This is a genomic window from Lipingzhangella halophila, from assembly GCF_014203805.1.
GTDB lineage: Bacteria > Actinomycetota > Actinomycetes > Streptosporangiales > Streptosporangiaceae > Lipingzhangella > Lipingzhangella halophila.
Genome location: NZ_JACHJT010000001.1, coordinates 4,666,077 through 4,692,706 on the forward strand (window position 1 = coordinate 4,666,077; position 26,630 = coordinate 4,692,706).

Sequence of the window (26,630 nt, forward strand, 5' to 3'; positions counted from 1 at the left end):
TCTCGGCGCGCCCTTATTCGGTATCCCAGTTGTGTGTCAAGCACATCGGCCGGATCGTTGGACGGCAGCGCGCCGCCCCACACTGGTCCGCCGCGTTCGCCCCACCGGGCCGGACTGTCCACAGGCGCACGATCCGGGTGGGCGCCGGCAGGCCCGCGAGCCCAGGCTCGATGCCATGGAAACGGGTCCTCTTCGGCGGCGCGGACCGCGCCTTCTGGTCGTCCTGCTCGTCCCACTCGTAGCGCCGTTCGCGGTCAGTGCCCCCGCCCTGGCCGACGAACGCTCGTGGCGCTGGCCACTCGCCGGTGAACCGCAGGTCATCCGGGAATTCGCTCCCCCGGAGCAGCGGTGGCTGCCCGGCCACCGCGGAGTCGACCTCGCGGCCGAACCCGGCGATCCGGTCCGCGCCGCCGGAGCGGGACGCGTGGCGTTCGCCGGCCGTGTCGCCGGGACCTCCGCCGTGAGCATCCGGCACGGTGCGCTGCGCACCACCTATGTCCCGGTCCGGGCCGGGGTCGAACGCGGCGCGCGACTCGCCGCCGGCGACGAGATCGGCACCGTGGCCGGCGCGCCGCGGCACTGCGGCGCGCGCTCCTGCCTGCACTGGGGCCTGCGGCAGGGCCGCACCTACCTCGACCCGCTGTCGTTGCTCGGCCGCGGCGAGATCCGGCTGCTCCCCGTCGCCGGCGCGGCCGGCGCCGCGCCGGCGGGGTCAGGCCCGGGGGTGCGCGCGGTTGTAGGTCTCGGTGAGGCGGTCGATCGAGACATGCGTGTAGATCTGCGTGCTCCGGAGCGACGAGTGCCCCAGGAACTCCTGCACGCTGCGGAGGTCGGCCCCGCCGTTGAGCAGGTGGGTGGCGGCACTGTGGCGGAGGTCATGGGGCGCGCCGCCACCAGTTCCGCCCGGGCCCCGCCCCACGACCTCGTAGACGTCCCGGCGCGCCGATCGCGTACCCAACCGCCCGCCGCGAGCGCCAAGGAACAACGCGGGCCCACTGGCCGGGGTGACCCAGTGCGGTCGTCCCTCGCCCAGCCAGCGGTCGAGAGCCGCCAGCGCCGGGGTACCGATAGGCACCACCCGCTCCTTCCCGCCCTTGCCCCGGACATGCAGGGTACGGCGCTCCCGATCGACGTCGTCGAGATCGAGCCCGCAGAGCTCGGCTACCCGGAGCCCCGCCGCGTACAGGATCTCGGCCACCGCCGTGCGGCGCAGCGCCGCGGGTGAGGCCACTCCGGTGGCGCTGTCCTCAAGAGCGCTCGACGTCTGTTCCTCGTCGAGCACCAGCGGAAGGGAGCGGTGCCGCTTCGGATTGGCCACCAGCGGCCCCGGGTCGCTGGTAAGCCGCCCGGTGCGGTTCAGGAACGCGGTGAAGATCCGAGCCGCGGCGACGCGCCGGGCCATGGTGGAGCGGCTCGCCCCCGCCTCGTGCAGGTGTGCCAGCCAGCCGCGCAGCACGTCGACATCGATCGCGTCCATCCCCACCCCGGTGTCGTCGAGGTAGGCCAGCAGCGATCGGATGTCGCCGAGATAGGCCCGGACCGTGTGCGGAGAGCGCCCCAGCTCGGACTCCAGATGGCGGCGGAACTCGACGAGCGCGCCCGCGTGTCCAGCGGACGGGTCGTGCTCCGGTGCGGCGCTCACGAGACCCAGATGGAGCGGTCGCCCCGGGGCAGTCGGGCCACGGCGTCGAGCTGGACGAGGTGGCGGGCGTCCACGAAGCCGGAGACCTCGACCACGGTGGCGACCGGGCGCGGCTCGTGCACCAGGAACTCCTGCGCGACCTCGTCAATGGCTTCAAGGTCGGTGGCGTGGCGCAGGTAGTAGGTGAGCTTGACGAGGTGCCGAAGGTCGGCTCCGTGCTCGGCGAGGGCTCCCTCGACGTTGCGGAACACCTGGCGGACCTGTTCGGCGGCGTCGCCCGCGGCGGCACTGTGGTTGAAGGTGTCGGGAGTCTGTCCGGAGACGAAAATCAGCGGCCCCTCGACCAGGACCGCATCGCTGTAGGTCTTCGTCATAGCGGTACCCTACCCGTGGCCTGCGCACGTGACGCGTCGCTACGACGCCAGCCCGCCGGCCCTCGCTCGACGAAGCCGGCGGCCGCGAGCAGGCCGAGGCAGCGCAGCGCGGAGTCGATACCGGTCTCGGCGGCGAGCGCGATGGTGGCCGCTCCCGCCCCTGAACCCCGCGGTACGCCAGCCAGGACGCGCCGCGCCTCGTCGTCGAGCTGGGTGGGGGGTGGGCCCGCTGTCCCGTCCGAGCGGAGATCGGCTCCAATGTGGCCCACCAGCTCGGCGACGTCATCGGCTCCGGTGACGCAGACGGCCCGGTGGTCGCGCAGCAGTTGGTGGCAGCCGGCCGACAGGGCCGAGGTGATCGGCCCGGGCACCGCCATGAGCGCGCGACACAGCTCAAGGGTGTGTTTGGCGGTGTTCAGCGCACCGCTCCGCCGCCCGGCCTCGACCACGATGGTGCCCGGGGTGAGCGCGGCGATGAGCCGGTTCCGGACCAGGAAGCCGTGCCGGGTGGGCCGGGTGCCCAACGGATGCTCGCTGACGAGCGTGCCCCGGGCACAGACGTCGCCGAACAGGTTTTCGTGGCCGCGCGGATAGTTCATGTCGAGCCCGCAGGCCAGGACCGCAACGGTCGGCGCGCCACCGGCCAGCGCCCCGCGGTGCGACGCAGCGTCGATGCCGTAGGCGCCGCCGGACACCGCGCACCAGGAGCGCTCGGCGAGCGCGCACGCGAGCTCGCCGGCGACATGCAGGCCGTAGCCGGTGGCCGCTCGGGAGCCAACCATGGCCACCGAACGCAGGCAGGCGTTGCGGAGGTCGTGGGTCCCGCGGACCCACAGTGCGTAGGGGCGGTTCTCGGCGAGCTGGTCGAGCTGGACCGGCCATTCGGGATCACCCGGAGTGACGAGCCGCACCCCCAGATCGGCGGCGCTGGTGAGCAGCGTCTCAGCGTCCAGAGCGGCGGCGCGGGACCGCCAGCGCTCGACCCGGGCGGGGTCGGGCGCGTCGCCGGTCCCGGACCGCAGGGATTCGCCGGCCAGCAACGCACGCCAAACGGCGGCAGCACCGCGCTCGGCGAGCAGGGCTCCCAGGAGCGGGTCGGCCGGGGGCACGACCGCAGTAAGGCAGGCGCGCGCCACTGCCTCGTGGGACGGCTCGCCGGAATCGGCCGCGGGGCTGGTCACTGCGCCCGCCCCGACCACAGTGCGAAGGCATAGGCGGTGTCCGCACCACCGGGTTCGGGGCGTCCCGCGAGATCGGCCAGGCTCCACGCCACCCGGAGCGCGCGGTCGACCCCGCGGGCGCTGATCTCTCCGCGTTCCATGGCCGAGGCCAGGATCCGCAGCGCGTCCCCCGGGACCGGGAACCTGCGGCGCAGCTCCGCGCCGGGGATCTCGGCGTTGGTCGACCAGGGTGTGCCGGCCAGCCGCCGGGCACAGCGTTCGCGGGCGGCCGAGACCCGCGCGGCGACGGTGGCGGACGACTCGGCGAACGCGCGGTCGGCCAGCAGCTCGGACCGGGCCACCGGCTGCAGCTCGACCTTGAGGTCCACCCGGTCGAGCAACGGCCCCGAGAGCCGGCCAAGGTAACGGCGGCGCTGCGGCGACGAGCAGGTGCAGGCGTTGCCCGACTTGCCGCACGGGCACGGGTTCGCGGCCAGCACGAGCAGGAACCGCGCCGGAAAGCGCACCGTCGCGGCGGATCGGGACACGACCACCGTGCCGGTTTCGAGTGGCTGGCGCAGGGACTCCAGCACACCGCGGCCGAATTCGGGGGCTTCGTCGACGAACAGGGCACCCCGGTGCGCCAGCGAGACACAACCGGGCCGGAGCCGGGTGCTGCCCCCGCCGACGATCGCCGCGCGAGTGGCGGTGTGGTGCGGCGCGCAGAACGGCGGCTCGGTGATGAGTGGCGCGCCCTTGGGCAGCGCGCCCGCGACCGAGTGCACCGCGGTGACCTCTAGGGACTCCGCCATGCTTAGGCCGGGCAGGATGGTCGGGAGGCGTTCGGCCAGCAGGCTCTTGCCGGTACCGGGCGGGCCGAGCAGCAGCAGGTTGTGCCCTCCGGCGGCGGCGATCTCCACAGCCCGCCGGGCGACCGGCTGGCCCAGGACGTCGGCGAGATCGGGGGGCGGCGCGGAACCGGTCACCGCGGACTCGGGCGGCTCGGCGGGGTCGTCGGCGGCGGGCGGGTCGTCAACGGGCTCGCCGCGCATCCGCGCGAACAGCTCCCCGAGGGAGCCCACCGCCACGACCTCGACGTCGGGGACAAGCTCGGCCTCGGCGGCGTTCCGGCGCGCGACCACGAACGTGGTGTGCCCGGCGCGCGCCGCCGCGAGGACCGCGGGCAGCACACCGGGCACGGGCCGGATACGGCCGTCGAGGGCGACCTCGGCCAGAAACACGGCATCGTGCAGGCTCTCGACCGGGACGGCACCGCTGGCGCCCACGACCGCCGCGGCGATGGCGAGGTCGAAGCCGCTTCCGCTCTTGGGCAGGCTGGCGGGCGAGAGGCTGATCGTGATGTGGTCGTCGGGCCAGGCTTCGCCGCTGTTCACCACGGCCGCGCGAATGCGGTCGCGCGCCTCGCGCAGGGCGGCGTCGGGCAGACCGACCAGGGTCACTCCCGCGGGCCCGCCCCCCAGGTGCGCCTCGACCTCGACAACGTGGCCGTCGACGCCGAGCAGCGCGACGGACCTGGTGCGCGCGAGACTCATCAGGCCACCCCGCGCTGGTGCTTGACGAGGCAGGGGCCGTGCGGTGGAGCCAGCACGGCGACGGCGTCGACCCGCGGACGCGCGCCGCCCACGCCGTTCTCGCGCGCCCAGAGCCGCGCGAGCCTGCGCAGTCGCTGACGTTTCCGCGGGGTCACGGCCTCGAAAGGCGAGCCGAACCGCAGGCTCGCGCGAGTCTTCACCTCGGCGACGACGAGCGTTCCCCCGGCCCGGGCGACGATGTCGAGCTCACCGGCCGCGCACCGCCAGTTGCGCGCCAGGACACACATGCCCGCGCGCCGCTCCAGGTAGGCCGCGGCCAGATCCTCGCCGTGCCGCCCGAGCGCGTTCCGGCTGCCGGCCCACCCCGGGACGCTGGTTACCATGAGCGATCACCTCCACACCCAAGGTGCGGAAGACCGCAGGGGCGGCGCTATGCCGATTCAGGACCTGTGGACAGCGAAAGCGCGGGGCGCCGCTCCGCACCCCGCGCTCCCATTGGGCGAATCAGCCCTCGTCGCCCGGATTCCCGGTGGAGGGGACCTCAAGATCAGCCTTGGTGATCTCCTCGACGTTGACGTCCTTGAACGTCACCACGCGCACGTTCCTGACAAACCTGGCCGGCCGGTACATGTCCCAGACCCAGGCGTCCTCCATGGTGACCTCGAAGTACATCTCGCCGTTGTCTGTGGTTCGCGGCTGAAGATCCACGTGGTTGGTGAGGTAGAAACGGCGTTCGGTCTCCACCACGTAGCTGAACAGACCGACAACATCGCGATACTCGCGATAGAGCTGCAGCTCCATGTCGGCCTCGTACCTCTCCAGGTCCTCAGAACTCATCCCGTGCTCGCTTTCGTCGTGCACTCCTGGTTCGGTGGTCCGGCCCTCCTCACCCCTTCGGTCCTCCCACCGCTGGATCTGGCCACTCGTTCCCACACGAGGAGCATCCCGCTCCGATTCCATAATGCGCCACTGTGTCAACAAAGATCGTTCAGCGGCCGGATCCGGCCACGCGCTGCGAACGGAACCGGCTGAGAAGGCGTTTTCCGAGGCCACGTCCGGTGCGGTGGACCGGGACAGCGGCCACGGTTCCAAGCGCGAGCGGAAGCGCCGCCGCGGCCGTGGACGCCGACTCCGTGCGCTCCTCCAGCTCCGAGAACGTATCGGGGGTGGAGAAGGTTTCGAACCGGTCCACCGGCCAGATGAGAACGAACGCACGCCCCTCCACACTCTCCTCGGAGACGCTGCCCCCGCCCGGGTCGTCCTGGTGCAGCCGGGAATCGTAAGATCTCTCCCGATGGTCGCCCATGAGCCACAGCCGGCCCTCGGGAACCTCGATCGGACCGAACTCGGTGTGCGTACTCTGGCTACCCGGGTAGAGATAGGTCTCGTCCAGCGGCTCGTCGTTCACCAGCACACGGTTCTCCGAGTCGCAGCACTCCACGGTGTCCCCGGGCACCCCGATAACCCGCTTGATGTAGTCCTTGCCGGTAGGTTTCGCCCCGATCTGCTGGCCCACCCAGGTGAAACCGTGGGCGATCGGGTTCGCCGGCTCCTCGACCTCGACGGAGTTCTCCTCGTCCCAGGAGCCCGAGCCGTTGAACACCACGATGTCGCCGCGCTCGATATCGCGGATCTGGTAGACGAGCTTATTGACGAGCACCCGATCGCCGACGAGCAAGGTGTCCTCCATCGACTTGGACGGGATGTAGAACGCCTGAACGACCCAGGTCTTGATGATGAAGGCCAAGACCAGCGCGATCACGATCAGAATGGGCAGTTCCTTCCAGAAGGAACCCTGCTTCTCGCCCTTCCCCTGCTTATTTGCGCTCATCGTCTCGTCCGCGCTTTCCCCGGTCGTGCTCACTGGTCCCCCGCCACCCCGCGCAAAGCGGGCCCAACACACCGATAGCTCCCCCACGCCGAGGCGAGAGGGAGCCAGTGATCTGCGGTAAGGCCACTCGGTACGGGGTCAGCTCCGTTCGCGTGGCCCCCGGCCGTACGAGGATTCCATCCGTCATTGCCTACAGAGCCTATCCGAGGGCGACGCCGGACGCCCGGCGAAACACCACCTCGGAAACGACCAGACCGGAGAAGCTTCAGCGCTTGGGCCGGCGCTCCGGAATGCGCGCGGCCTTGCCGCGCAGGTTGCGCAGGTAGTAGAGCTTGGCGCGGCGCACGCGGCCGCGGCTGACAACCTCGATCTTCTCGAACACCGGGCTGTGCACCGGGAACGTGCGCTCCACCCCAACGCTGTGCCGAATCGAGCGGACAGTGAAGGTCTCCCGGTTGCCGGAGCCCTGCCGCCGAATGACCACACCCTTGACGACCTGGATCCGCGAACGGGTCCCCTCGGTCACGCGCACGTGCACGTTCAGCGTGTCGCCCGGGCGGAAATCGGGGATGTCGGAGCGCAGCTGGGCCTTCTCAAGCTCCTGAATTGCGGTGTGCATCTCAAGCGTTCCTCATCGGTTGCGCGCCGCGGATACGGACCGACGGACACTGCGGTTCGCGCGGGCGGATCTGCTGCTGGGGTCGAAGTCGCATGCCCCTGGCGGGTCTGCCGCGGCGATCAGAGCCAGTGCCGACAGCATGCCGGCAGAACTCGGCGACAGGGGCAACTCATCTAGTCTGCCACAGATTCGGAGCCGACCTGTAACCGGACCTCGTCAAGGACCTCCTGGTCGCGCCGGTCGAGCTCATGTTCGGGGATCTCGTCGAGCAGCTCCGGGCGGTTGCGCGCGGTGGTGCGAAGGGCCTCATCTCGGCGCCAGCGGTCGACGGCACCGTGGTTTCCCGACAGCAGGATCGGCGGCACCTCCCGGCCCCGCCACACGGGCGGCTTGGTGTAGACCGCGCCTTCCAACAGGTTCTCCATGGCACCAGGCGCGAAGGAGTCCTGGACAGCGGAGTCGGCGTTGCCCAGCACACCGGGCACCAGCCGGGCGACCGCCTCCACCATGACCAAGGTCGCGGACTCCCCGCCCGCCAAGACGTAGTCGCCAATGCTGAGCTCCTCCACCGGCATCCGCTCGCGGGCATCGGCGACGAAACGGGAGTCGATCCCCTCATAGCGCCCGCACGCGAACACCAGCCACGGCTCACCGGAGAGCCGTTCGGCGTGCGGCTGGGTGAAGGGGACGCCGCTGGGTGTCGGCAGGACCAGCCGCGGCACGGCCACATCGGTGCCCTCCTGGCCCGTGACCTCGTCGAGCGCCTCGCCCCACGGCTCGGGCTTCATGACCATACCCGGCCCACCCCCGTAGGGCGTGTCATCGACCGTCCGATGGCGGTCGTGTGTCCAAGTGCGGAGGTCATGCACCCGGATGTCGAGGAGGCCCGACTCCCTCGCCCTACCGATCAGCGACAGATCCAAGGGCGCGAAGTAGTCGGCGAAGATGGTGATGATGTCGATGCGCATGGCGCCCTATCGCTCTCCCGACCGGTGCCCGGCCGCTGTCCTGCGACCGGGCGGGTTGCGTGATGATCTAGGCAGTATCTTTTGGGGCTCGCTGCCACTCGCCAAGTCGGGCGCCCCAAAGCCGGGAACCTTCGGGCACCTCCGGTGTGGCGCCCCGGTCGGCTCCGCCACTCGCGGACGCCCCACCTCCGGACCCTCCAGAACCCCGGCGGAACCCGGCCTGTCTTTTGGGCTCGCTGGCGCTCGCCAAGTCGGGCGCCTCGAAGCCGGGAACCTTCGGGCACCTCCGGTGTGCCAGCAACGAGGTCGTTCCTCGCCCACACGGCCGCCCCACCTCCGGACCCTCCAGAACCCCGGCGGCACCCGACCCCATCCCGCCGCGCGGGGTCAGCTCCGCAGGTCGAGCAGGCCGGGCGGAGGGTCTATGACCAGGCGGCCGGCCTCGGTGTCGACGTCGGGAACGAGCTCGCGCACGAACGGGACCAGCACCTCCTGCCCGGATGACTCCTTGACGACCAGCACGTCCTGAGCGTTGTGCAGCACGGTGTCGACCACCCCGACCTCGCGGCCCTCGCCCGTGACGACGCTCAGGCCGACAAGCTCGTGGTCGTGGAACTCGTCGGGGTCGTCCAGCGGAGCCAGCTCGGCGGTGTCGACGAGCAGGGTCACCCCGCGCAGATCCTCGGCGCGCGTCCGATCGGTGACCGAGGCGAACCGCACGAGCAGCCGCCCGGAGTGCCGGCGCGTCGCCGCGACCGTGAGCGGTCCCGCGCTTTCGGGGTCGGTGAGCAGTTGCGCCCCCGGGACGAAGCGCGCGCCCGGGTCGTCGGTCCGCTCGTCCACGAAGACCTCACCGCGGATACCGCGCGCCCGGCCAATCCGACCGATAACGAGACGCATCGCACTCCTCAACGATCGCTGGCCCTACCCCCAACGGTACCGCGCCCCCGACCGTCGAGCGGGCCAACTGTCCGGGGCACGGGGCCATGAGACACGTGAAGGGCGCCGGCCGCACGACCGGCGCCCCCGAATCCTGGTTCAGCGCACTTCGTGCAGGTCCAGCAGGTCGACCCGGACGTAACGGCCGCCCGCCAGCGCACCGACGACGGTCCGCAGTGACTTGGCGGTCCGGCCGTTGCGACCGATCACCTTCCCGAGGTCATCGGGGTGGACCCGAACTTCGAGCACTTTGCCCTTCCGAAGCCGACGGGCTTTCACCTGGACATCGTCGGTGTTCTCGACGATGCCCTTGACCAGGTGTTCGAGTGCCTCTTCCAGCACGTTAGGCCTCGCCCTCGGACTTCTCCCCAGCCTCGGCGGGTTCCTCGCTGGCCTTCTCGGCCTTCTCGGCCCGATCGGCCTTGTCGGACTTCTTGCCGGAGCGGCCCTTGCCGCTCTCCTCCTGGCCGGGCAGGACAAGCTCCTTGAGGACGGCCTGGAACGCGGCCTCCTCGGCGTCCTTGTCCCGGGGCTCGGCCACCTTGAGCGGCTTCGGAGCCGGCAGGCCCTTGAACTTCTGCCAATCGCCGCTCTTCCGCAGCAGGGCCTTCACGGGATCGGTGGGCTGCGCCCCCACGGACAGCCAGTACTGCGCCCGTTCCGAGTTCACCTCGATGAAGCTCGGCTCTTCCTTCGGGTGGTACTTGCCGATTTCCTCGATGACCTTGCCATCGCGCTTCTTCTGGGCATCGGCGACGACGATACGGTACTGCGGCGTACGGATCTTTCCCATACGCTTGAGCTTGATCTTGACAGCCACTGGTGTGGTCTTCTCCCGGTTACGGTGTGAATGCCCGGTTCCGCGCCGCGTGGGGATGCGGAGCGTCACCGCAGCAGGGACGTGGGCACGCGGGCAAGTAGAGGGCCGGCCCAGCGCACCGTTAGTCACTACCTAATTGTGCCAGACTCCCCGACCTGGAATGCGCGTCATCGTGGATGCCGGCGAGTCCCGGAACCCGGGACGCTTCGCCGGGCGGCCCCTGGTACCGGCGCCCGTCGGCGGACACGTTGCGCGTCGAAGTTCCGCGAAGAATCTGCGAGCGCTGCGTCACACCGCGCCTGTCCGCCTGTGCCTCACTTCTCGTCCAGCTTGAAGTCGGAGAGGTCGGGCATCGCGTTTCCGCCCAGGCCCGGCGGGAGCTGCGGCCCGCCGCTTCCGCCGCCAAGCCCCGGCGGCAACTGCTGCGTCTGCTCGCCACCTTGCTCGCCGCCCTGCTCGCGGCGGCGCTGGCGTTCGGCCGCCTTCTCGGCCTCCTGTTGCTTGGCCTTCAACGGGTTGCCGCTGCGCTGCTTGGCCTTCTTGGCCTTCTTGCCCTGGGGCTTGGCCTTCTTCTTTCCGCCGCCCTGACCGGGCGTGCCCGGCATACCCGGCATACCGGGCATCCCGCCGTTCTTCATCTGGCGCATCATCTTCTGCGCCTCGAAGAACCGCGTAACGAGCCCGTTGACGTCGCTGACCTGCGTGCCCGAACCGTTGGCGATCCGCAGCCGGCGCGACCCGTTGATGATTTTCGGGTTGGCGCGCTCGCTCGGCGTCATCGACTGGATGACGGCCGTGATCCGGTCGAGGTCCTTGTCGTCAACCTCGCCGATCTGGTCCTTCATCTGGCCCATGCCGGGCATCATGCTCAGCAGATTGGAGATGGGCCCGAGCCTGCGGACCATCGACATCTGCTGCAGGAAGTCGTCGAGTGTGAAGTCGTCCTCGGAGGCCAGCGTGCTGGCCATCTGCTCGACCTCGGACCCCTCGAACGTCTTCTGCGCCTTGTCCATGAGGGTCTGCATGTCCCCCATGTCGAGGATGCGCGACGCCATCCGGTCCGGGTGGAAGAGGTCGAAGTCCTCCAGCTTCTCGCCGGTCGAGGCGAACATGATCGGCCGGCCGGTAATGTGCCGGATGGAGAGCGCGGCGCCGCCCCGGGCGTCGCCGTCGAGCTTGGTGAGCGCGACCGCGTCGTAGCCGACCCCGTCGAGGAACGCCTGGGCCGTGTTCACGGCGTCCTGACCGACCATCGCGTCGACGACGAACAGGATCTCGTCGGGTTCCACGGCGTCGCGGATGTCGGCGGCCTGCTGCATCATCTCGCTGTCGACGCCGAGACGGCCGGCGGTGTCGATGATGACGACGTTGTGGTTGTTGTGCCGCGCATGTTCGATGGACTCGCGCGCTACCTCGACCGGGTCGCCGACACCGTTGCCCGGCTGCGGCGCGAAGACCGGCACGTTCGCCCGCTCACCCACGACCTGCAGCTGGGTCACCGCGTTGGGCCGCTGGAGGTCGGCCGCGACCAGCACAGGAGTGTTGCGCTCGCCGGCCAGCCACTTGCCGAGCTTCCCGGCGAGCGTGGTCTTACCGGTCCCCTGCAACCCGGCGAGCATGATGACCGTGGGCGGCGTCTTCGTGGCGAACCGGATCTCGCGGGTCTCGCCACCGAGGATCTGGACGAGCTCCTCGTTGATGATGTTGATGACCTGCTGCGCCGGGTTCCGCGTGTTGGCGACCTCGTCACCCCGGGCACGCTCCTTGACCCGAGCGATGAAGTCGCGGACGACGGGGAGCGCAACGTCGGCTTCGAGCAGCGCGAGACGAATCTCGCGCGCGGTCGAATTGATGTCCTCCTCGGACAACCGCCCCTTGCCGCGCAGCGAGGTGAAGACCGATGTCAGCCGGTCTGAAAGAGTCTCGAACACCAGTGTGGCCAGTCCTTCGTCTCGGGATTGCGTTCCTAGGCTACCTGCCGGAGCGCCGGTTGTGCGCCTCCGACGGCCCCCTTGCGGAACTCCGCGCCGGCCGCCGCGTCATTCCGACTCATCCTCGCTTTCCTCCTCGCTCGGCTCCTCTTCGCCGCCTTCGAGGGTGGAGTCGCGCTGCGACTCGATCGTCTCGGCCAGCTTGTCGCCGGCCTTGCCGCTGAGCCCGCGGGTGGAGAGCACGCCTTCGCCGCCCACCTCGTACTCCCGCGGAGTCGAGCTGGGGGCGAGGTTGTAGTCGACGCTGCACGAAAGGTCCGCTTTCGAGCCCGCCTCCAGCGACGTGGTGTCGTCGCACTCCTTGTCGCCCAGTTCGTCGTTGGTGAACGTGGCGTCCATCCGGACCTGGACCTTGCCCGACGCGTCGCCCGTGGACTGGTCGGCGACCGTACCCGTGACCGTGCACTCGCCACCGGTGGCGCACTCCATGTCGAGTTGGCCGTCCCAGGCGACCTCAAGGCGGGAGTCGCGTGAACCGCTAACGTCATCCTCGGCCCAGGTGAGAAGGTCGTCGTAGACCTTCTCGACGTCGGCCGTCTCGGCCTCGGAGAGGTTCAGCTGCACGCGCGGGCCGCTGTCGCCCTCCTCCGGGACCAGCTCCGCGATCTCGATGCGGAGCAACTGGTGCGGCTCCTCCTCGGTGACCCACACGCGGTTCTCCTCGCCGCTGAGGTCGATCCGGTAGGCCGACGTGCCGTCGAGGTTCTCGGGGGTCGCCTCACCACTATCGGGGGCGAGCTGCTCAAGTGCGGTGGAAAGGTCGGCTGGCGTCAGTACGGATGCCGGATCGATGCCGAGCTGCGATCCGGTGACGCGCACCCAGTTGCCGCCGTACTTGTCGCTGTCGGGATTGAAGGTGCCCTGACCCAGCCAGTACTCGTCGGGCGCCTGGATGAAGAGCTTATTGTCGGCCTCCCGCACCTGGGCCTCGTTCTCGCCCTCCTGGACGGTGCCGGTGGTCGCGCCGGAGTCGGTCACCGTGAACGACGCGTCCTTGGCCTCGCTGCCGTCAGGCGCGCCCACCTCGCCCTGCGCGGTGATCGCAGGGGCCGCGGACAGCCCTTCGAGCGCCTCCTCGAACAAGGGGGCCGCCTCAACGGGGCCCGGCGACTCCTCGGGCTCCTCGCTCCCGCCACCAGGAAGCAGGTCGCTCGGGTCTATCGAGCAGCCCGTTACGCCGATCGCGAGTACGGCCGCGATCGCTGCGAACCTGAAAGGTCCGCTCGATCGGCGGTCACTGGGGTTAGCCGGCGCCATGATGCCTCCTGGCCGTTGACGTGGGGGGAACACGTACTGGTCGAGCATTTCTCGTCGGTGGTCGGAACTAGGGGGTCGGATGACCGTCGGCGTCGGATGGTTCGGCACTCTGGGACGGGGGGATTGCGAAGTTGGTCGGGACCGTCTGGTCGCCCAACCGGGGGTCCAGGGCCGATTCGTGGGGATCCGTCGCCGACGCCAAGCGTACCCAACCCCGTTGCGCTGCCAAGCAGCCAACCAGAGGCCGGAACAGGACACGACCCGGCGAACCGCCGCACAACGGGCTCCCTTTCCAGCGCCCGTGCACAGCAAAAAGCCAGACCGGCGGGGTAGTCCCGCACCGGCCTGGCTCCGCCTCGCGGTAACGGCGGTTCGGTCAGCGTCCGCTGCATTGAGAACGCATAGTGATCGGACCTACCGCGAGGCCACCTCCTCGCCCGGAGGCGTCGGCGAGGAGAGCTCGGCCCCCTCCATCTCGTCGAGTTCGTCGAACGCGTAGGCGGTCTCGGAGTGCAGTTCGCTGTCGAGACCGTTGGTCTCCACGTGCTCCGGGATCCGGAATCCGACCACCAGGTCGATCAGCTTTCCGATGACGAAGGTCACGACGAACGAGTAGAGCAGCACGCCCACCACCGCGATGGCCTGCACCAGCAGCAGGGTCACCGAGCCGTTGTAGAAGAGGCCGTTGGCGCCCGCCGCGGCCTCCGACGCGAAGAACCCGATCACCAGGGAGCCGACGATTCCGCCGACCATGTGCAGCCCCACCACGTCCAGGGCGTCGTCGTACTTGAACTTGAGCTTCCAGCTGATCGCGTAGGAACAGACAGCACCGGCGACGATGCCGACGGCGATGGCGCCCATCGGCGTCACGTCGGCGGCGGCCGGGGTGATGGCGACAAGGCCCGCGACAGCGCCGGAGGCGAACCCGAGCGCCGTAACGCTGCCGTAGCGCAGCCGCTCGACGAGCATCCACGCACCGGTAGCGGCGGCCGTGGCCACCTGGGTGTTCACCAGCGCCAGGGCGGCGCTCTCATCGGCGGCGTAGGCCGATCCCGCGTTGAAACCGAACCAGCCGAACCACAGCAGTGCCGCGCCGAGCAGAACGAAGGGCAGGTTGTGCGGCCGCATGGACTCCGCACCGAAGCCCTTGCGGCGCCCCAGGACGAAGGTCAGGGCGAGCGCCGCCGCACCCGCGTTGATGTGCACCGCGGTACCGCCCGCGAAGTCGATGACCGTGGAACCGCCGATCTCCAACTCGGAGATCCAGCCACCACCCCAGACCCAGTGCGCGACCGGGAAGTAGACAGCGAGCGACCACAGCGGGACGAAGAGCACCCAGGCGCCGAACTTGGCGCGGTCGGCGATGGCGCCACTGATGAGGGCCACAGTGATGACGGCGAACATCATCTGGAAGCCGGCGTCGACGAGTTCGGGGTACCCGCCGTCGGAGACCTCGCCGACGAGGCTGGTCAGGCCGGCGTACTCGAATCCGCCGACGAATGGGTTGAGGGGTCCGGAGCCGCCGCCGTACGCGAGCGAGTGTCCGATGAGTACCCAGAGCACGCTGACGATCGCGATGCTCGCGAAGCTCATCAGCATCATGTTCAGCACGCTCTTGGCCCGTGACATGCCTCCGTACAGGAAGGCCACGCCCGGTGTCATCAACATCACCAGAGCTGCGCTGATCAGCAACCACGCGGTGGTGCCGCTGTCGATCATTTCGCCTCCACGTGTTTCGGGTGGGGGATTGGTGCCAGCCGAATCGGGATGGTTAACGAGCACGTCGTCGGGCCCGGTGCATTGCCAACGGCCACGATCTGCCCTGCTTGTTTCTCGGCGGAACCCCGCGTGTTGCACAGCGGTGAAGAGACGCGGCGCCACGTTACGTCCTCGTGAACACTCAGCCCGGACACCCGCCACGCACCCGCGCAAAGCACGAACCCGGCATCCCGGACAGCCGACCGGCGGGCCCGTGCGGGCCGATGCGAGTGGACCCGCCGTTAAGAAGCCGCTAAGGCGTGTCTCGCGCCGCTCCGAGTGGGGCACAGTGACCCTGAAAGGGTTTTTGGACGATACTGAATCTTGCGAAAAATGCTGATAGCACTGGAGAGTCCGCGGGATCCCCCACGGCAGCCCGAGTGGCCCTTGTGGCTAAATCCGCCGTGCTCACCGAGCACATCGGGCTGGCCCGCACGCGCGGCCGGGCGCCGGCGCCACCACCTCTCCGCCAACCCCGGGAGCGGTGCGCTGTGGACGCCGGAGCCGCTCCACGCGCCAGCCATCGGTTGATCGCCCCCGCAGCCCCCCGGGCCACCGCGCTACGACGCGCGGGACCCCCGGTTCTGGGATCCCCGATACAGCGACACGCACGGTCGCGACACCGAGCCCGCTTCCCTGGCCCACTCCTGCCCTGGTCGGGCCGGTCCTGCCAGCAGGAGCGGCCGAAACGGTCCGCCGCCGCACCGCCCGTGCACCGCAAGCGGGGTGATCGAGCCGCCAACAGACGTGGCGAGCGCAGAATCGAGAGAACACATGAACACCAGGACCCCACAAGTCATCACCACCGCCGGCCTGACCAAGAGTTACGGCCGGCACAGCGCCCTGTCCGGAGTGGACCTGGCCGTACGGCAGGGCGAGGTATTCGGCTTCCTCGGCCCGAACGGGGCAGGCAAGACCACGACCATCCGCATCCTGCTGGACCTGATCCGCCGCGACAGCGGCGAGCTGGATGTCCTCGGGCACGACCCGCGCACCAACGGCGTCCGCATCCGCCGCGATATCGGGTACCTCCCGGGCGAGCTCGCCATCGCCAGCCGGCGCCCCGCCCGCGAGCTGCTCACCTACCTGGGCAACCTGCGCGGCGGCGTGCGCCGCTCACGCATCGAGGAACTCGCCGAGCGCCTCAACCTCGACGTGTCGCGGCCCATCCGCGGCCTGTCCAAGGGAAACAAGCAGAAGGTCGGCCTGGTGCAGGCGTTCATGCACGAGCCCCGACTGCTGGTTCTCGACGAACCCACCAGCGGGCTCGACCCGCTACTGCAGCAGGAGTTCCTCGCCATGGTGCGCGAGGTCCGCGATGACGGCCGGACCGTCTTCATGTCCTCGCACGTGCTCAGCGAGGTGCAGGACGTGGCCGACCGTGCCGCCGTCATCCGCGACGGCCAGATTGTGGCGACCGAGGACATGGACGCGCTGCGGGGACGCTCCTCGCGCAGGATCACGCTCCGCTTCGCGGATCCGGTCTCCGCGGAGGAGTTCACCGCCGCCGAACGCGTCCGCGACGTCGTCGTTGACGGCGACACCCTGCACTGCAGGGTCGACGGCAGTCCCGACTCCCTCATCAAGCTGGCCGCCAAGCACACGGTCCTCGCGCTGACCAGCGAGGAACTGGACCTCGAAGAACTGTTCTTCACCCACTACAACGGCGGCGACGCCGGCACTGACGGGAAGGCGGGCCGTGATGCTGCTGCGTAACGTGTTCGGCAAGTACCTGCGCGACAACCTCCGCGCGCTCGTCGGCTGGATGGTCGCCGTCGCGGCGGTCACCCTGCTCTACAGCTCGTTCTGGCCATCGATGGCCGACTCCGCCGGCGCCATGGAGGAGTTCATGGACACCATGCCGAGCGGCCTCGGGGAAGCTATGGGCTGGCAGGACATGACGTCGGCTGAGGGCTACCTGAACGCAACCGTGTTCGCGCTCCTCATGCCGATCCTGATGATTGTCGCCGCGATCATCATCGGCACCCGCGCGATCGCGGGCGACGAGGAGGACGGCAGCCTTGAGCTGGTCCTCGCCCACCCGGTCAGCCGGGTGCAGGTGCTGGTGCAGCGGTTCGCCGGTGTGGTCGTGTTCGTCGCGGCCCTCGGGTTGGCGGCGTTCCTCACCCTGGCGGTGTTCGCACCGGTACTGGATATCGACATCGGTGTCGGGTACCTGTTCGCCGCCACCAGCATGACCGCGCTGGCCGCGCTGTGCTACGGCTCGCTCGCGCTGGCCGTTGGCGCGATCACCGGCCGGCGCGGGACCGCGTTGGCGGCGGGTGCGCTGTTCGCGGTGATCGGCTATCTCGGCAACACTTTCGCCATGCAGGTGGAGGAGCTGGAGTGGCTGCGCTTCCTCTCCGCCTTCTACTACGCGCTCGATCCGGACCCGCTCGCGAACGGGTTCGACGCCGGCTTCACCGCCATCCTGCTCATCGTTCCAGTGGCACTGCTGGCCGTGGCGGCGGGCACGTTCACCCGCCGCGACGTCTCGGTCTGAGGCGGCGCCGGGAAACGCGGCGCGGCGGTGGCCACTCCCCTCGCGCGAGGGCCACCGCCCGCCGCCCCGGCGGTCTGTCCTCAGCCGTTCTCCGCACTGGCCTGGTCGGCGGCGAGCGCCGCGCGTTTGCGCGCGACCACGGCGCCCACCGCGGGGATCACTGATACGCCGGCCAGCGCGCGCATCCAGGGCCGGTCCAGGGCGCGCCCCGTCACGTGGTCCAGTGAGACCCGGCCCGCGCCCGAGACGATCAGCGACATCGCGGTCACACCGATCAGTGCCGGGTACTCGTAGCCGCCGTTGGCGTTGAAGAACCCGTTGGCGGAGTGCATTTCGGAAGCGACCCCCATCGTCCCGGCCACGGCCGCCGCTCCAGCCGGAGTGCCGAGCCCCAGCACCAGGGAGGCGCCGCCTGCCGCCTCACCCAGCCCCGCCACGAGTGCCATGGTCTGGCCCGGCCGGTACCCCATCTGCTCGAAGCCCTCCGCGGTACCGCGCAGCCCGCCGCCGCCGAACCAGCCGAACAGCTTCTGCGTACCGTGGGAGAAGATCGTCGCTCCCAAAGCGGTGCGCACCCCCAGTACAGCCACATCGCCCGCTCGGAGACATCCCATATGCCGTCTCCCCGTCATCTGGACGCCATGGCGGCCCGCACGGCCGCCTCAACCGTGCGGACAGCTACCCGGGCGCCTCCCGGCCGATGCCGCACCACCCGCGGTTTTACCGGATATGCGCTCGGCCTTGACCCGTCTGGAGGGCCAGGACAGTACTGAACGCTGCGGTGGCCGACGGTTGCGCACCCGGCGAGAAGCAGCGACGAGGACGGCGGGTGGAGCGGGCTGGCGGTGATCGATGCGGTGGGCGTGTGATGGCGCGTGCGGCGGGGGCGGCGAAGGTAGCGGGTGGGCCAGCCCCCGGTAATCGCTCCTGGTGCCCGATGGTGGCGCGCCCAACGGGGGCATCGGGGGTCGGCCGGGTCTCTGGGAGGCGTGTGTCAGTGCTTCCGCCCGGCGGGGCGCATCGAGGCTGTCTGTGAGGTCGTTCTCGGCGCCGAGACTGTCTCCACGGTCAGGTTCGGTGCGAAACAGCGCGGTGCGGGTCCGGTTTCCGCGCGTTCGCGCCCGCTCATCGGCGATCTTGAGGATTCCGTTGCTTCATCCCGCTGGTAAGGAACGAAATTCTCAAGATCGGCGCCCAGACTGCCGGTAATCCGGACATAGCGGGCAGGCGCAGGTGCTCACACGCGGCACCGCCCCGGGGTCTGTCCCCTGACAGGAGGCACACCCACCCGACAACCCGCCACCCCCGGCCACCTGGCGCCGTTGGTGCTTTCGTTGGGCGCGCCACCACCGGGCACCAGGAGCGATCACCGGAGGCCAGATCGTCCGGGGCCGTCGCTGCTCTCGTCGCGCGCGCAACCACCGGGCACCCGCACCGACCAGCGCCGGCCCGGCCCACGCGCTACCTTTGCCGCCCCCGTCGGACGGCCGCCCCACACCTACCGCACCGAAGACCGCTGACCCCGCGGTCGTCTGCTCTCACTCCAGGATCGCGTCGACGAACGTTTCGGGGTCGAACGGCGCGAGGTCGTCGGGTCCCTCGCCCAGGCCGACCAGCTTGACCGGGACGCCCAGCTCGCGCTGGACCTGGATGATGATGCCGCCCTTGGCGGTGCCGTCGAGCTTGGTGAGCACGATGCCGGTGATGTTGACGACCTCGGCGAACACCCGGGCCTGCTTGAGGCCGTTCTGCCCGGTCGTCGCGTCGAGGACCAGCAGCACCTCGTCAACCTGGGACTTCTTCTCGACAACCCGCTTGACCTTGCCGAGCTCGTCCATGAGTCCGGTCTTGGTGTGCAGCCGGCCCGCGGTGTCGATGATGACCGTGTCCGCCCGGTCGTCACCGTCCGAGGCGCGCGCCACGGTGTCGAACGCGACGCTGGCAGGGTCGGCCCCTTCGTCCTTGCGGACCACGGGCGCGCCGACACGGCTGCCCCACGTTTCGAGCTGGTCCGCCGCGGCGGCGCGGAACGTGTCGGCCGCGCCCAGGACCACACTGCGGCCGTCGCCCACGAGGACCCGGGCAAGCTTGCCGCAGCTCGTCGTCTTACCGGTGCCGTTGACCCCGACAACCATGACGACAGCGGGCCGGGTGCCGTGCGGCTCGGTGCGCACCACGCGGTCGAGGTCGGGGTTGATCTGGGTCAGCAGCTCCTCGCGGAGGAGGCCGCGCACCTCGTCGGCGCCGCGGGACCCCAGCACCTTGACCTTGGTGCGCAGGTTGTCCACGATCTGCGACGCGGACGTGACCCCGACATCAGAGGTGACGAGGGTGTCCTCGATCTCCTCCCATGTGTCCTCGTCGAGCTTGTCCGAGGCGAGCAGGTTGAGCAGCCCTTGCCCGAAAGTGCTCTGCGAGCGCGCGAGCCGGGCACGCAGCCGTACCATCCGCCCCGCGGACGGCGGAGGGGTCTCGATCTCGGCCGGCGCGACCGACGGCTCCTCAAGGGTGGCCGTTCCAGCGACGGCACCCGGTTCCGCCTCCTCCTCGGGCTCGGCGACCGCCGTGCCCGCGGAGGGCGCGCTCTCCTCACCGGCACCCGGTTGCCTGGTTTCGGGCCGCCGCGGCCGGATCAGGAAGACACCGCCGAACACCAGGATGGCGACGATGAAGATGGCAACAGCGAAGATGGTGTAGTCCATAACGCCACCAGTTTCGCAGAAGAAGGGGCACGATCATGTCACGTGCGCCGCGCGATCAGGTTCCGCGGTTCCGCGTGGTGCGCAGGATGACCAGGAAGAATGGAGCACCGAGGAACGCGGTCACCACTCCCAGCGGAAGCTCCGCCGGCGCGATGACCGTCCGGGCCGCGATATCCACCAGCACGAGGAACGCCGCGCCCGACACCAGCGACATCGGCAGGATCAGCCGGTAGCCGGTCCCCACGAGACGCCGCACCATGTGGGGCACGACGATGCCGACGAACCCGATCAGGCCGCTCACCGAGACCGCCGCGGCGGTCGCCAGCGACGCCGCCGCGACCACGGTGAGCCGCGCTGCCGTTGCGTTCACCCCGAGGCTGCGCGCCTTCTCGTCGCCCAGTGCCAGAAGGTCGAGCAGGAACCCGCAGCCGAGCAGGACGGCCACGCTCACGACCGCGTACGGCGCGATCCCCCAGACGTCGCCCCAACCGCCCCGCGCCAGGCCGCCGAACACCCACGCGTAGATGCGCTGCAGGTTCTCGATCCGGGTCATCTGGATGAACGTCTGTATCGCCGAGAGGAACGACGACACCGCGACGCCGGCGAGGACCAATCCGGCGGTACTGCCGCCTCCGGCCGCCGAGCCCAGTGTCCACGCGGCGGTAACCCCGAGGAGCGCCCCGGCGAAAGCCGCGGCCGGGATCAGCGATCCCGGGTCCGCGACCAGCGCGTTGCCATACACCATAACGATCGTCGCGCCGAGCCCGGCCCCGCTCGCCGCCCCCAGCAGGTACGGGTCGGACAGCGGGTTGCGGAACACCCCCTGGTACGCGGCGCCGGCGGCGGCAAGCAGGCCGCCGACGAGGGCCCCGAGCACCACCCGGGGCAGCCGCAGCTGCACCAGCACCGCGGCCTCCCGCTCGTCAAGAGGGGAGGTCACGCCGAGCGGCAGCCGGGACAGCGCGTCGGACAGGATGTCCGATGGGCTGATGGTGGCGACCCCGGCGGTCACCCCGGCCAGCATGGCGGCCGCGAGCACCGCGAGCGCGCCGCCCAGCCAGGCCCAACGTCGACGCATGGGTCGGGCGCCGCCGGGGTTCTGGAGGGCCCGCAGGTGAGACGCCCGCGAATCGCGAAGCCGACCGGGCGGCACACCGGAGGCGCCCGAAGGTTCCCGACTTCGAGACCCCCGACCCACGAGCCAACCGAGCCAAGAAAACACGGGTCGGGCGCCGCCGGGGTTCTGGAGGGCCCGCAGGTGGGGCGCCCGCGAATCGCGAAGCCGACCGGGCGGCACACCGGAGGTGCCCGAAGGTTCCCGGCTTCGAGGCGGCCGACCCGCGAGCGAAGCGAGCCAAGAAAACACTGCCTAGGACCCCTCCACGGCCACGAGGGCCTCGGAGACGTCCTCGGCGAGTTCCACCACGCGCGGCCCCCAACGGGACGAGACATCGGGGTCGAGCATGGCCACGTGGTCCTCGCGGACCGCGGTGACCGTGTCGAAGGCCGAGCGCTCCGCCAGCCCTTCGACGGCGCCGTCGGTGTCGTAGCTGAGGAAGATCAGGTCGGGGTCGGCGTCGACGATGAATTCCGAGGAGAGCTGGGGGTAGCCTCCGCCGTCCTCGGCCTGGTCGGCGATGTTGCGCAGCCCGAACCGCTCGTAGACCTGCCCGATGAACGTCGCGGAGCTCGCTGAGTGCATGGCGTCGTCCACTTCGTGGTAGACGCTGAGTCCAACGTCACCTGTCTGTTCCTGCGTTTCCGCCACGATGTCGTCGAACTCGGTCTCGACCCGGTCGGCCGCCTCGTCGGCCTCGTCGGCGTGCCCGGTGGCCTCGCCCAGGAGCCGCATCTGCGCGTAGGTGTCCTCCAGCGTCTCGCCCGAGGACAGCACGAGGACCGGGATGTCGACCGCTTCCAACTGGTCGGCCGCGTCCTCGGCGTTCCTGGCAACCACGACCAGGTCGGGGTCGTTCTCGACGACCGCCTCGACGCTCGGGTTGAAGCCGGACAGGTCGGTGTCGGGCGCCTCTTCCGGGTAGTTCGAGTGTTCGTCGGCGGCGACGACCTGGTCGCCCGCGCCGATCTCGAACAGCATCTCGGTGGTGGTGGGCGAGAGCGAGACGATGCGGCTCGGTTCCGCGTCCAGGGTCACCTCGCCGCGCGCGTCGGTAACCGTGACGGGGAACTCACCGTCTCCGGCGCCCTCGGGTTCCGACGGCTCCGAGGTGCCGCACGCGGACAGTGTGAGGGCGGTGGCGAGCAGTACTGCCGATGTTCGGCGAGCGGTTCGCACGGGTCTCCTTAGCGCGCATAACGGGGAGGCACGGAGCCCGCGGTAACGGACTGCCCTTCCCACGAGAACAGTGATCGTCGGCGTCCGCGGAGGCGACCTGGCTCGTCCCGCCGCCGGAGGCGGCGGGCATCACAGTTGCGGGACAGCGCCGGGTTCCGGGGCGGGCGCCCCGACCGGACTTCGCTCGCACGGTGCCGTTGCCGCTGCCGGGAATCCCGGCAGCGGCAATAGCCCCAGGTTATCGGGTGAGCCCGGTGGCGCCGGCGGGGAGCCCTCGCTGGGCGGCACTGGGTGTCAGGAACGCGCCTGCTGGTCCAGCTTCTGGCTGATGACCTGGGAGATTCCGTCGCCCTGCATGGTCACCCCGTAGAGCGCGTCACCCGCCTCCATGGTGCGCTTCTGGTGCGTGATGACGATGAGCTGGGACGACTCGCGCAGCTCCGCGAAGATCAGCAGCAACCGCTGCAGGTTGGTGTCGTCGAGCGCGGCCTCGACCTCGTCCAGCACGTAGAAGGGGGACGGCCGCGCCTTGAAGATCGCGGCGAGGAACGCCACAGCGGTGAGAGACCTCTCACCGCCGGACAGCAGGGAGAGCCGCTTGATTTTCTTGCCCGGTGGGCGGGCTTCCACCTCGATACCGGTGGTGAGCATGTCGTTCGGGTCGGTGAGGACGAGGCGGCCCTCGCCGTCGGGGAACAGCCGGCCGAAGATCTGCGCGAACTCCCGCTCCACGTCGGCGAACGCGGCGGAGAACACTTCCTGCACCCGGTCGTCGACCTCCTTGACGACCGTGAGCAGGTCGCTGCGCGTCTTCTTCAGGTCCTCCAGCTGCGCGTTGAGGTAGTTGTGGCGCTCCTCCAGGGCCGCGTACTCCTCAAGCGCCAGCGGGTTGATCTTGCCGAGCTGGTTGAGCTGCCGCTCGGCGGTTCGGGCGCGCTTCTCCTGTACCTCGCGGACGTAGGGGACAGCCACGGCCTCGTCCTCGCCGGCCTCGGGCGGCGGCGGGACCGGGACCTGGGGGCCGTACTCGGCGACGAGCACGTCGACCTCGACCCCCATCTCCTCGACCGCCTTCGTCTCAAGCTGCTCCAGCTTGAGCCGGCGTTCAGCGCGGGCGACCTCGTTCCCGTGCGCGGCGGTCGCCAGCTTCTCCATCTCCCCCGAAAGCTCGCGCACGCGGGCGCGGACGGTCTTCAACTCGGCGTCGCGGGCGTCGCGCTCCTCCTCGGCGGCCCGGCGCTCGCTGTCGGCGGCACCGATGGAGGTTCCGATCCGGCGCAGTGCCTCTGCGGCGGCCCGAGCCACCGCCTGGGCGACGTGCGACTGCCGGCGGCGCTGCGCCCGGCGCGCCGCGGCGCGTTCGCGTGCCCGGCGTTCGCTGGCGGCGGCGCGCAGCAGTCCGTCGGCGCGGCCCGCGATCGACTGGGCGCGCTCCTCGGCGGTGCGCACCGCCAGGCGCGTCTCGGTCTCGGCCGCGCGTGCCGCGGAGGCGCGCTCCGCGAGGGCGTCGCGGTGCTCGGCACCGGGCTCCTCGTCCTCAACGGGCTCGGCCTCGGCCGCCGCCAGGCGCTCCTCCAGGGCGGCGAGTTTCTCCAGGTCCGACTCGCGGCCGGCGGCGGCCTTGGCCGCCGCTGTGGCGTACCGCTCGGCCTCCGCTTCGACGGTGCGAGCCTGCCCGCCGAGCTTCCCGAGCTGCTGGGCCAGCTCGTTGCGGCGTTTCTCGGCGTCGCGGCGCCGCCGGGCGAGGTCGTCGACGACGGACGCTACCCGCGCCCGTTCCTGCTCGGTCTCGGCCAGTTCGGCCGCGGCGCGCTTGCAGGCGCTGGTGGCCTCCTGCAGTTGCTCGTCGGCCTCGTCCACGGCCGCCTGCACCTCCAGCAGGCTCGGGGTCGCGGACGACCCGCCGTGGACCAGAGCCGGGGTCAGGACGTCGCCGTCGGGGGTGACGGTGCGCAGCCCCGGCCCCGAGTCGAGGACCCGGCGCGCCTCGGCCACATCGGCGACCAGGACGGTGCGGTCCAGGAGCGCGGTCACCGCGGGGAGGAGCTCCGGAGGCGGGTGCACGGCGTCGAGGGCGTAGCGGGCGTTTCCGGGTAGTTCGGGCCAGTCGCCGCGCGGCGCGGCGGGCACGGACGCGACGACGATCCCGGCGCGGCCGGCGTCCTCCTCCTTGAGGAGGTCCAGCGCGGCCTCGGCGGACCCGGCCCCGTCAACGGCGACCGCGTCCGAGGCCACACCGAGCGCGGCGGCGACCGCTGTCTCGTGGCCGGGGTCTACCTGGACCAGGGCGGCGATGGAGCCCAGCAGTCCGGGCAGGCGTTCGGCGGCGCCCAGCAGCGTGCCCGCTCCGTCCTTGCGGTTGAGGCCCATCTCCAGGGCCTCCTTGCGGGCCGCCAGCGCAGCGCGCTCGCGCTCGGCCGCGCGTTCGGTCTCGCGCAGCTCCTTGAGCCGGGCGTCAGTGGCCGCGAGCTCGTTCTTGGCGTTCTCCTGGGCCTCGTCGAGGTGGGCGTCGCCGTCGTCCTGGCCCGCGGAATCGGCGCTGGCCCGCTCGTACTCGGCCCGGACCGACTCGGCGCGCTCGCGGGCGTCGACGGCGGCGGCGTCGAGGCGCTCCACCTCGGCCTCGCTGGCGGCGAGCCGGCTTTGTACCGCCTCGACCTGGCCCCGCAGCTTGACCAGACCTTCTCTGCGGTCAGCCGCGGCGCGCGCGGCGGCCGCGATGCGCTGATCCTCCTCGTGCAGGGTCTGCTCGGCCTCGGTGCGCTGGGCTGCGGCCTGCTCCAGCCGCTCGCGGGCGTCGTCCAGCTGGACCTGCAGCTCCTCTTCCTGGGCGCGGACCTCCTCGGCCTCGCGTTCCAGCTCTTCGGGGTCACGGGCCGAGCGTTCCTCCTCGGGCTCGGCGGCCAGGTTCCGGTGGCGCTCCGCGGCGAGGCCGGCAACGGCGTCGAGCCGCTCCTTGAGGCGGTTGAGCCCGTGGTAGGTCTCCTGCGCCCGGGCCAGCCGGGGCGCGGCCTCCGTCGCCGCGTTCTCCAGGTGGGACTCGCGCTCCTGGGCCTCGGCGAGCGCCTCCTCGGCGGCCGTGCGGCGGGCGCGGACGGCGGCCTCGTCGGCCTCCTCCTTCTCCAACCGCTCCCTGAGGGTGACGATGTCGTCGGCGAGCAGTCGCAGCCGGGCATCGCGGAGGTCGGCCTGGATGACGGCGGCTCGGCGGGCCAGCTCGGCCTGCTTGCCCAGTGGCTTGAGCTGGCGGCGCAGCTCTGCGGTCAGGTCGGTGACCCGGTCCAGGTTGCCCTGCATCGCGTCGAGCTTGCGCAGGGCCTTCTCTTTGCGCTTGCGGTGCTTCAGGATGCCCGCGGCCTCCTCGATGAGGCCGCGCCGCTCCTCCGGGCCGGCGTGCAGGACGGTATCGAGCTGGCCCTGGCCCACGATGACGTGCATCTCCCGGCCGATGCCGGAGTCGCTGAGCAGCTCCTGCAGGTCGAGTAGCCGGCAGGTGTCCCCGTTCAGCGCGTACTCCGACCCGCCGTTGCGGAACATGGTCCGCTTGATCGTCACCTCGGAGTAGTCGATCGGCAGCGCACCATCGGTGTTGTCGATGGTGAGGCTGACCTCTGCGCGCCCAAGAGCGGCCCGCGAGGACGTGCCCGCGAAGATGACGTCCTCCATCTTGCCGCCGCGCAGCGACTTCGCTCCCTGCTCGCCCATGACCCAGGCGAGCGCGTCGACGACGTTGGACTTGCCCGAACCGTTGGGGCCGACCACGCAGGTGATGCCGGGTTCGAAGCGCAGTGTGGTGGCCGAGGCGAACGACTTGAAACCGCGCAGCGTGAGGTTCTTCAGGTACACGCCCGGCGCCCCCCATCGCTGAAAGTTCGTCTTCCTCGCCAAGAGTGCCACGGTCCAGCCGGTGGCAGCGCACGTTCGCGCCGGTAGTGGCCGTAGCTCCGTCCCGGTGCGTGGCGGGCGGACCCGCTCACGCCTCCGGGAAACGAGCCAGGGCACGCGAGATGAAGAAGACGCGCGATACGAGGGGAAAGCGACGGGAATCGCATCCCAAGCGGCGGCACCACACCTGTTATCCGAAGTGTCAGCCACCGCGAACGAAAGCGGCGAACCCGGCACACCACATCGAGCGAGATTGCCGAGGATTACCGGAAGATCGCTCCGGGTACACTCATTCGCAGAAAAGGGTCAAGTGCTGGAAAGGTCGCCGCAGG

At 70.5% G+C, this 26,630-nt stretch carries 22 protein-coding genes and 1 pseudogene; 3 read left to right on the forward strand and 20 right to left on the reverse strand.

Going from position 1 to position 26,630, the window contains the following annotated elements; all coding sequences use genetic code 11:
- Positions 1 to 175: 175 nt before the first annotated feature.
- A pseudogene (locus F4561_RS21325) lies at positions 176 to 580 on the forward strand (M23 family metallopeptidase); the annotation flags it as partial.
- Between the two features lie 132 nt (positions 581 to 712).
- Here the strand turns inward: F4561_RS21325 and F4561_RS21330 are convergent.
- The 15 genes from F4561_RS21330 to F4561_RS21400 form a co-directional block, all read right to left on the reverse strand.
- Positions 713 to 1,651: a tyrosine recombinase XerC gene (locus F4561_RS21330; RefSeq protein WP_221446183.1), complete on the reverse strand. Its 939-nt coding sequence runs from the start codon at positions 1,649 to 1,651 to the stop codon at positions 713 to 715.
- A complete protein-coding gene (locus tag F4561_RS21335; protein WP_184581134.1) occupies positions 1,639 to 2,016 on the reverse strand; it encodes a RidA family protein in 378 nt (125 codons plus the stop codon). The genes F4561_RS21330 and F4561_RS21335 overlap by 13 nt, the downstream gene beginning before the upstream one ends.
- Positions 2,013 to 3,197, reverse strand: a complete 1,185-nt coding sequence (gene dprA, locus F4561_RS21340; RefSeq protein WP_184581135.1) for a DNA-processing protein DprA — start codon at positions 3,195 to 3,197, stop codon at positions 2,013 to 2,015. Before dprA ends, F4561_RS21335 begins: the two co-directional genes overlap by 4 nt.
- Positions 3,194 to 4,729: a YifB family Mg chelatase-like AAA ATPase gene (locus F4561_RS21345; RefSeq protein WP_184581136.1), complete on the reverse strand. Its 1,536-nt coding sequence runs from the start codon at positions 4,727 to 4,729 to the stop codon at positions 3,194 to 3,196. The genes dprA and F4561_RS21345 overlap by 4 nt, the downstream gene beginning before the upstream one ends.
- Entirely contained in the window at positions 4,729 to 5,112 is a 384-nt protein-coding gene (locus F4561_RS21350) for a YraN family protein (protein WP_184581137.1), read from the reverse strand. The genes F4561_RS21345 and F4561_RS21350 overlap by 1 nt, the downstream gene beginning before the upstream one ends.
- 121 nt (positions 5,113 to 5,233) lie before the next feature.
- Positions 5,234 to 5,566, reverse strand: a complete 333-nt coding sequence (locus tag F4561_RS21355; protein WP_184581138.1) for a DUF2469 domain-containing protein — start codon at positions 5,564 to 5,566, stop codon at positions 5,234 to 5,236.
- Between the two features lie 151 nt (positions 5,567 to 5,717).
- Positions 5,718 to 6,560 carry a signal peptidase I gene (gene lepB / locus F4561_RS21360; RefSeq protein ID WP_184583976.1) on the reverse strand — a complete coding sequence of 281 codons (843 nt, stop codon included), beginning with the start codon at positions 6,558 to 6,560 and terminating at the stop codon, positions 5,718 to 5,720.
- A gap of 265 nt (positions 6,561 to 6,825) precedes the next feature.
- Complete coding sequence (gene rplS / locus F4561_RS21365) at positions 6,826 to 7,179, reverse strand: 50S ribosomal protein L19 (RefSeq protein ID WP_184581139.1); 354 nt, start codon at positions 7,177 to 7,179, stop codon at positions 6,826 to 6,828.
- Positions 7,180 to 7,352: 173 nt separating this feature from the next.
- Positions 7,353 to 8,147, reverse strand: coding sequence for a tRNA (guanosine(37)-N1)-methyltransferase TrmD (gene trmD, locus F4561_RS21370; protein ID WP_184581140.1), 795 nt, complete (start codon positions 8,145 to 8,147; stop codon positions 7,353 to 7,355).
- 387 nt (positions 8,148 to 8,534) lie between these two features.
- Entirely contained in the window at positions 8,535 to 9,047 is a 513-nt protein-coding gene (gene rimM, locus F4561_RS21375; RefSeq protein ID WP_184581141.1) for a ribosome maturation factor RimM, read from the reverse strand.
- A 138-nt stretch (positions 9,048 to 9,185) separates the two neighbouring features.
- Entirely contained in the window at positions 9,186 to 9,428 is a 243-nt protein-coding gene (locus F4561_RS21380) for an RNA-binding protein (RefSeq protein WP_184581142.1), read from the reverse strand.
- Between the two features lies 1 nt (position 9,429).
- Positions 9,430 to 9,906, reverse strand: coding sequence for a 30S ribosomal protein S16 (gene rpsP / locus F4561_RS21385; RefSeq protein WP_184581143.1), 477 nt, complete (start codon positions 9,904 to 9,906; stop codon positions 9,430 to 9,432).
- Positions 9,907 to 10,220: 314 nt separating this feature from the next.
- Positions 10,221 to 11,837 (reverse strand): signal recognition particle protein, encoded by a 1,617-nt coding sequence (gene ffh / locus F4561_RS21390; protein ID WP_184581144.1) that lies wholly within the window; start codon positions 11,835 to 11,837, stop codon positions 10,221 to 10,223.
- A 108-nt stretch (positions 11,838 to 11,945) separates the two neighbouring features.
- Complete coding sequence (locus tag F4561_RS21395) at positions 11,946 to 13,154, reverse strand: hypothetical protein (RefSeq protein WP_184581145.1); 1,209 nt, start codon at positions 13,152 to 13,154, stop codon at positions 11,946 to 11,948.
- Between the two features lie 414 nt (positions 13,155 to 13,568).
- Complete coding sequence (locus F4561_RS21400; protein ID WP_184581146.1) at positions 13,569 to 14,873, reverse strand: ammonium transporter; 1,305 nt, start codon at positions 14,871 to 14,873, stop codon at positions 13,569 to 13,571.
- 813 nt (positions 14,874 to 15,686) lie between these two features.
- Here F4561_RS21400 and F4561_RS21405 point away from each other — a divergent pair.
- Together F4561_RS21405 and F4561_RS21410 are read left to right on the forward strand one after the other, a co-directional pair.
- Positions 15,687 to 16,628 carry an ABC transporter ATP-binding protein gene (locus tag F4561_RS21405; protein WP_184581147.1) on the forward strand — a complete coding sequence of 314 codons (942 nt, stop codon included), beginning with the start codon at positions 15,687 to 15,689 and terminating at the stop codon, positions 16,626 to 16,628.
- On the forward strand, positions 16,615 to 17,415 hold the full coding sequence (locus tag F4561_RS21410) for a DUF2705 family protein (RefSeq protein WP_246437251.1): 801 nt from the start codon (positions 16,615 to 16,617) through the stop codon (positions 17,413 to 17,415). Before F4561_RS21405 ends, F4561_RS21410 begins: the two co-directional genes overlap by 14 nt.
- Positions 17,416 to 17,495: 80 nt before the next feature.
- On the opposite strand, the gene F4561_RS21415 is transcribed toward F4561_RS21410, so the two are convergent.
- From F4561_RS21415 to smc, 5 genes are all read right to left on the reverse strand, one after another.
- The gene (locus F4561_RS21415; protein ID WP_184581148.1) at positions 17,496 to 18,029 is read right to left on the reverse strand and encodes a DoxX family protein; all 534 of its coding nucleotides are present in this window, start codon (positions 18,027 to 18,029) and stop codon (positions 17,496 to 17,498) included.
- A 924-nt stretch (positions 18,030 to 18,953) separates the two neighbouring features.
- Positions 18,954 to 20,117, reverse strand: a complete 1,164-nt coding sequence (ftsY, locus tag F4561_RS21420; protein ID WP_184581149.1) for a signal recognition particle-docking protein FtsY — start codon at positions 20,115 to 20,117, stop codon at positions 18,954 to 18,956.
- A 55-nt stretch (positions 20,118 to 20,172) separates the two neighbouring features.
- Entirely contained in the window at positions 20,173 to 21,195 is a 1,023-nt protein-coding gene (locus F4561_RS21425; RefSeq protein WP_184581150.1) for a FecCD family ABC transporter permease, read from the reverse strand.
- Positions 21,196 to 21,486: 291 nt separating this feature from the next.
- Positions 21,487 to 22,413 carry an ABC transporter substrate-binding protein gene (locus F4561_RS21430; protein ID WP_184581151.1) on the reverse strand — a complete coding sequence of 309 codons (927 nt, stop codon included), beginning with the start codon at positions 22,411 to 22,413 and terminating at the stop codon, positions 21,487 to 21,489.
- Between the two features lie 294 nt (positions 22,414 to 22,707).
- Entirely contained in the window at positions 22,708 to 26,259 is a 3,552-nt protein-coding gene (smc, locus tag F4561_RS21435) for a chromosome segregation protein SMC (protein ID WP_184581152.1), read from the reverse strand.
- Positions 26,260 to 26,630: the final 371 nt, after the last annotated feature.

Excerpts from the sequence above, each read along its gene's own strand:
- F4561_RS21335 (WP_184581134.1), bottom strand. The coding sequence starts at position 2,016 with ATGACGAAGACCTACAGCGATGCGGTCCTGGTCGAGGGGCCGCTGATT.
- F4561_RS21345 (WP_184581136.1), bottom strand. The coding sequence starts at position 4,729 with ATGAGTCTCGCGCGCACCAGGTCCGTCGCGCTGCTCGGCGTCGACGGC.
- F4561_RS21350 (WP_184581137.1), bottom strand. The coding sequence starts at position 5,112 with ATGGTAACCAGCGTCCCGGGGTGGGCCGGCAGCCGGAACGCGCTCGGG.
- F4561_RS21355 (WP_184581138.1), bottom strand. The coding sequence starts at position 5,566 with ATGAGTTCTGAGGACCTGGAGAGGTACGAGGCCGACATGGAGCTGCAG.
- lepB (WP_184583976.1), bottom strand. The coding sequence starts at position 6,560 with ATGAGCGCAAATAAGCAGGGGAAGGGCGAGAAGCAGGGTTCCTTCTGG.
- rplS (WP_184581139.1), bottom strand. The coding sequence starts at position 7,179 with ATGCACACCGCAATTCAGGAGCTTGAGAAGGCCCAGCTGCGCTCCGAC.
- trmD (WP_184581140.1), bottom strand. The coding sequence starts at position 8,147 with ATGCGCATCGACATCATCACCATCTTCGCCGACTACTTCGCGCCCTTG.
- rimM (WP_184581141.1), bottom strand. The coding sequence starts at position 9,047 with ATGCGTCTCGTTATCGGTCGGATTGGCCGGGCGCGCGGTATCCGCGGT.
- F4561_RS21395 (WP_184581145.1), bottom strand. The coding sequence starts at position 13,154 with ATGGCGCCGGCTAACCCCAGTGACCGCCGATCGAGCGGACCTTTCAGG.
- F4561_RS21400 (WP_184581146.1), bottom strand. The coding sequence starts at position 14,873 with ATGATCGACAGCGGCACCACCGCGTGGTTGCTGATCAGCGCAGCTCTG.
- F4561_RS21405 (WP_184581147.1), top strand. The coding sequence starts at position 15,687 with ATGAACACCAGGACCCCACAAGTCATCACCACCGCCGGCCTGACCAAG.
- F4561_RS21410 (WP_246437251.1), top strand. The coding sequence starts at position 16,615 with ATGCTGCTGCGTAACGTGTTCGGCAAGTACCTGCGCGACAACCTCCGC.
- F4561_RS21415 (WP_184581148.1), bottom strand. The coding sequence starts at position 18,029 with ATGGGATGTCTCCGAGCGGGCGATGTGGCTGTACTGGGGGTGCGCACC.
- ftsY (WP_184581149.1), bottom strand. The coding sequence starts at position 20,117 with ATGGACTACACCATCTTCGCTGTTGCCATCTTCATCGTCGCCATCCTG.
- F4561_RS21425 (WP_184581150.1), bottom strand. The coding sequence starts at position 21,195 with ATGCGTCGACGTTGGGCCTGGCTGGGCGGCGCGCTCGCGGTGCTCGCG.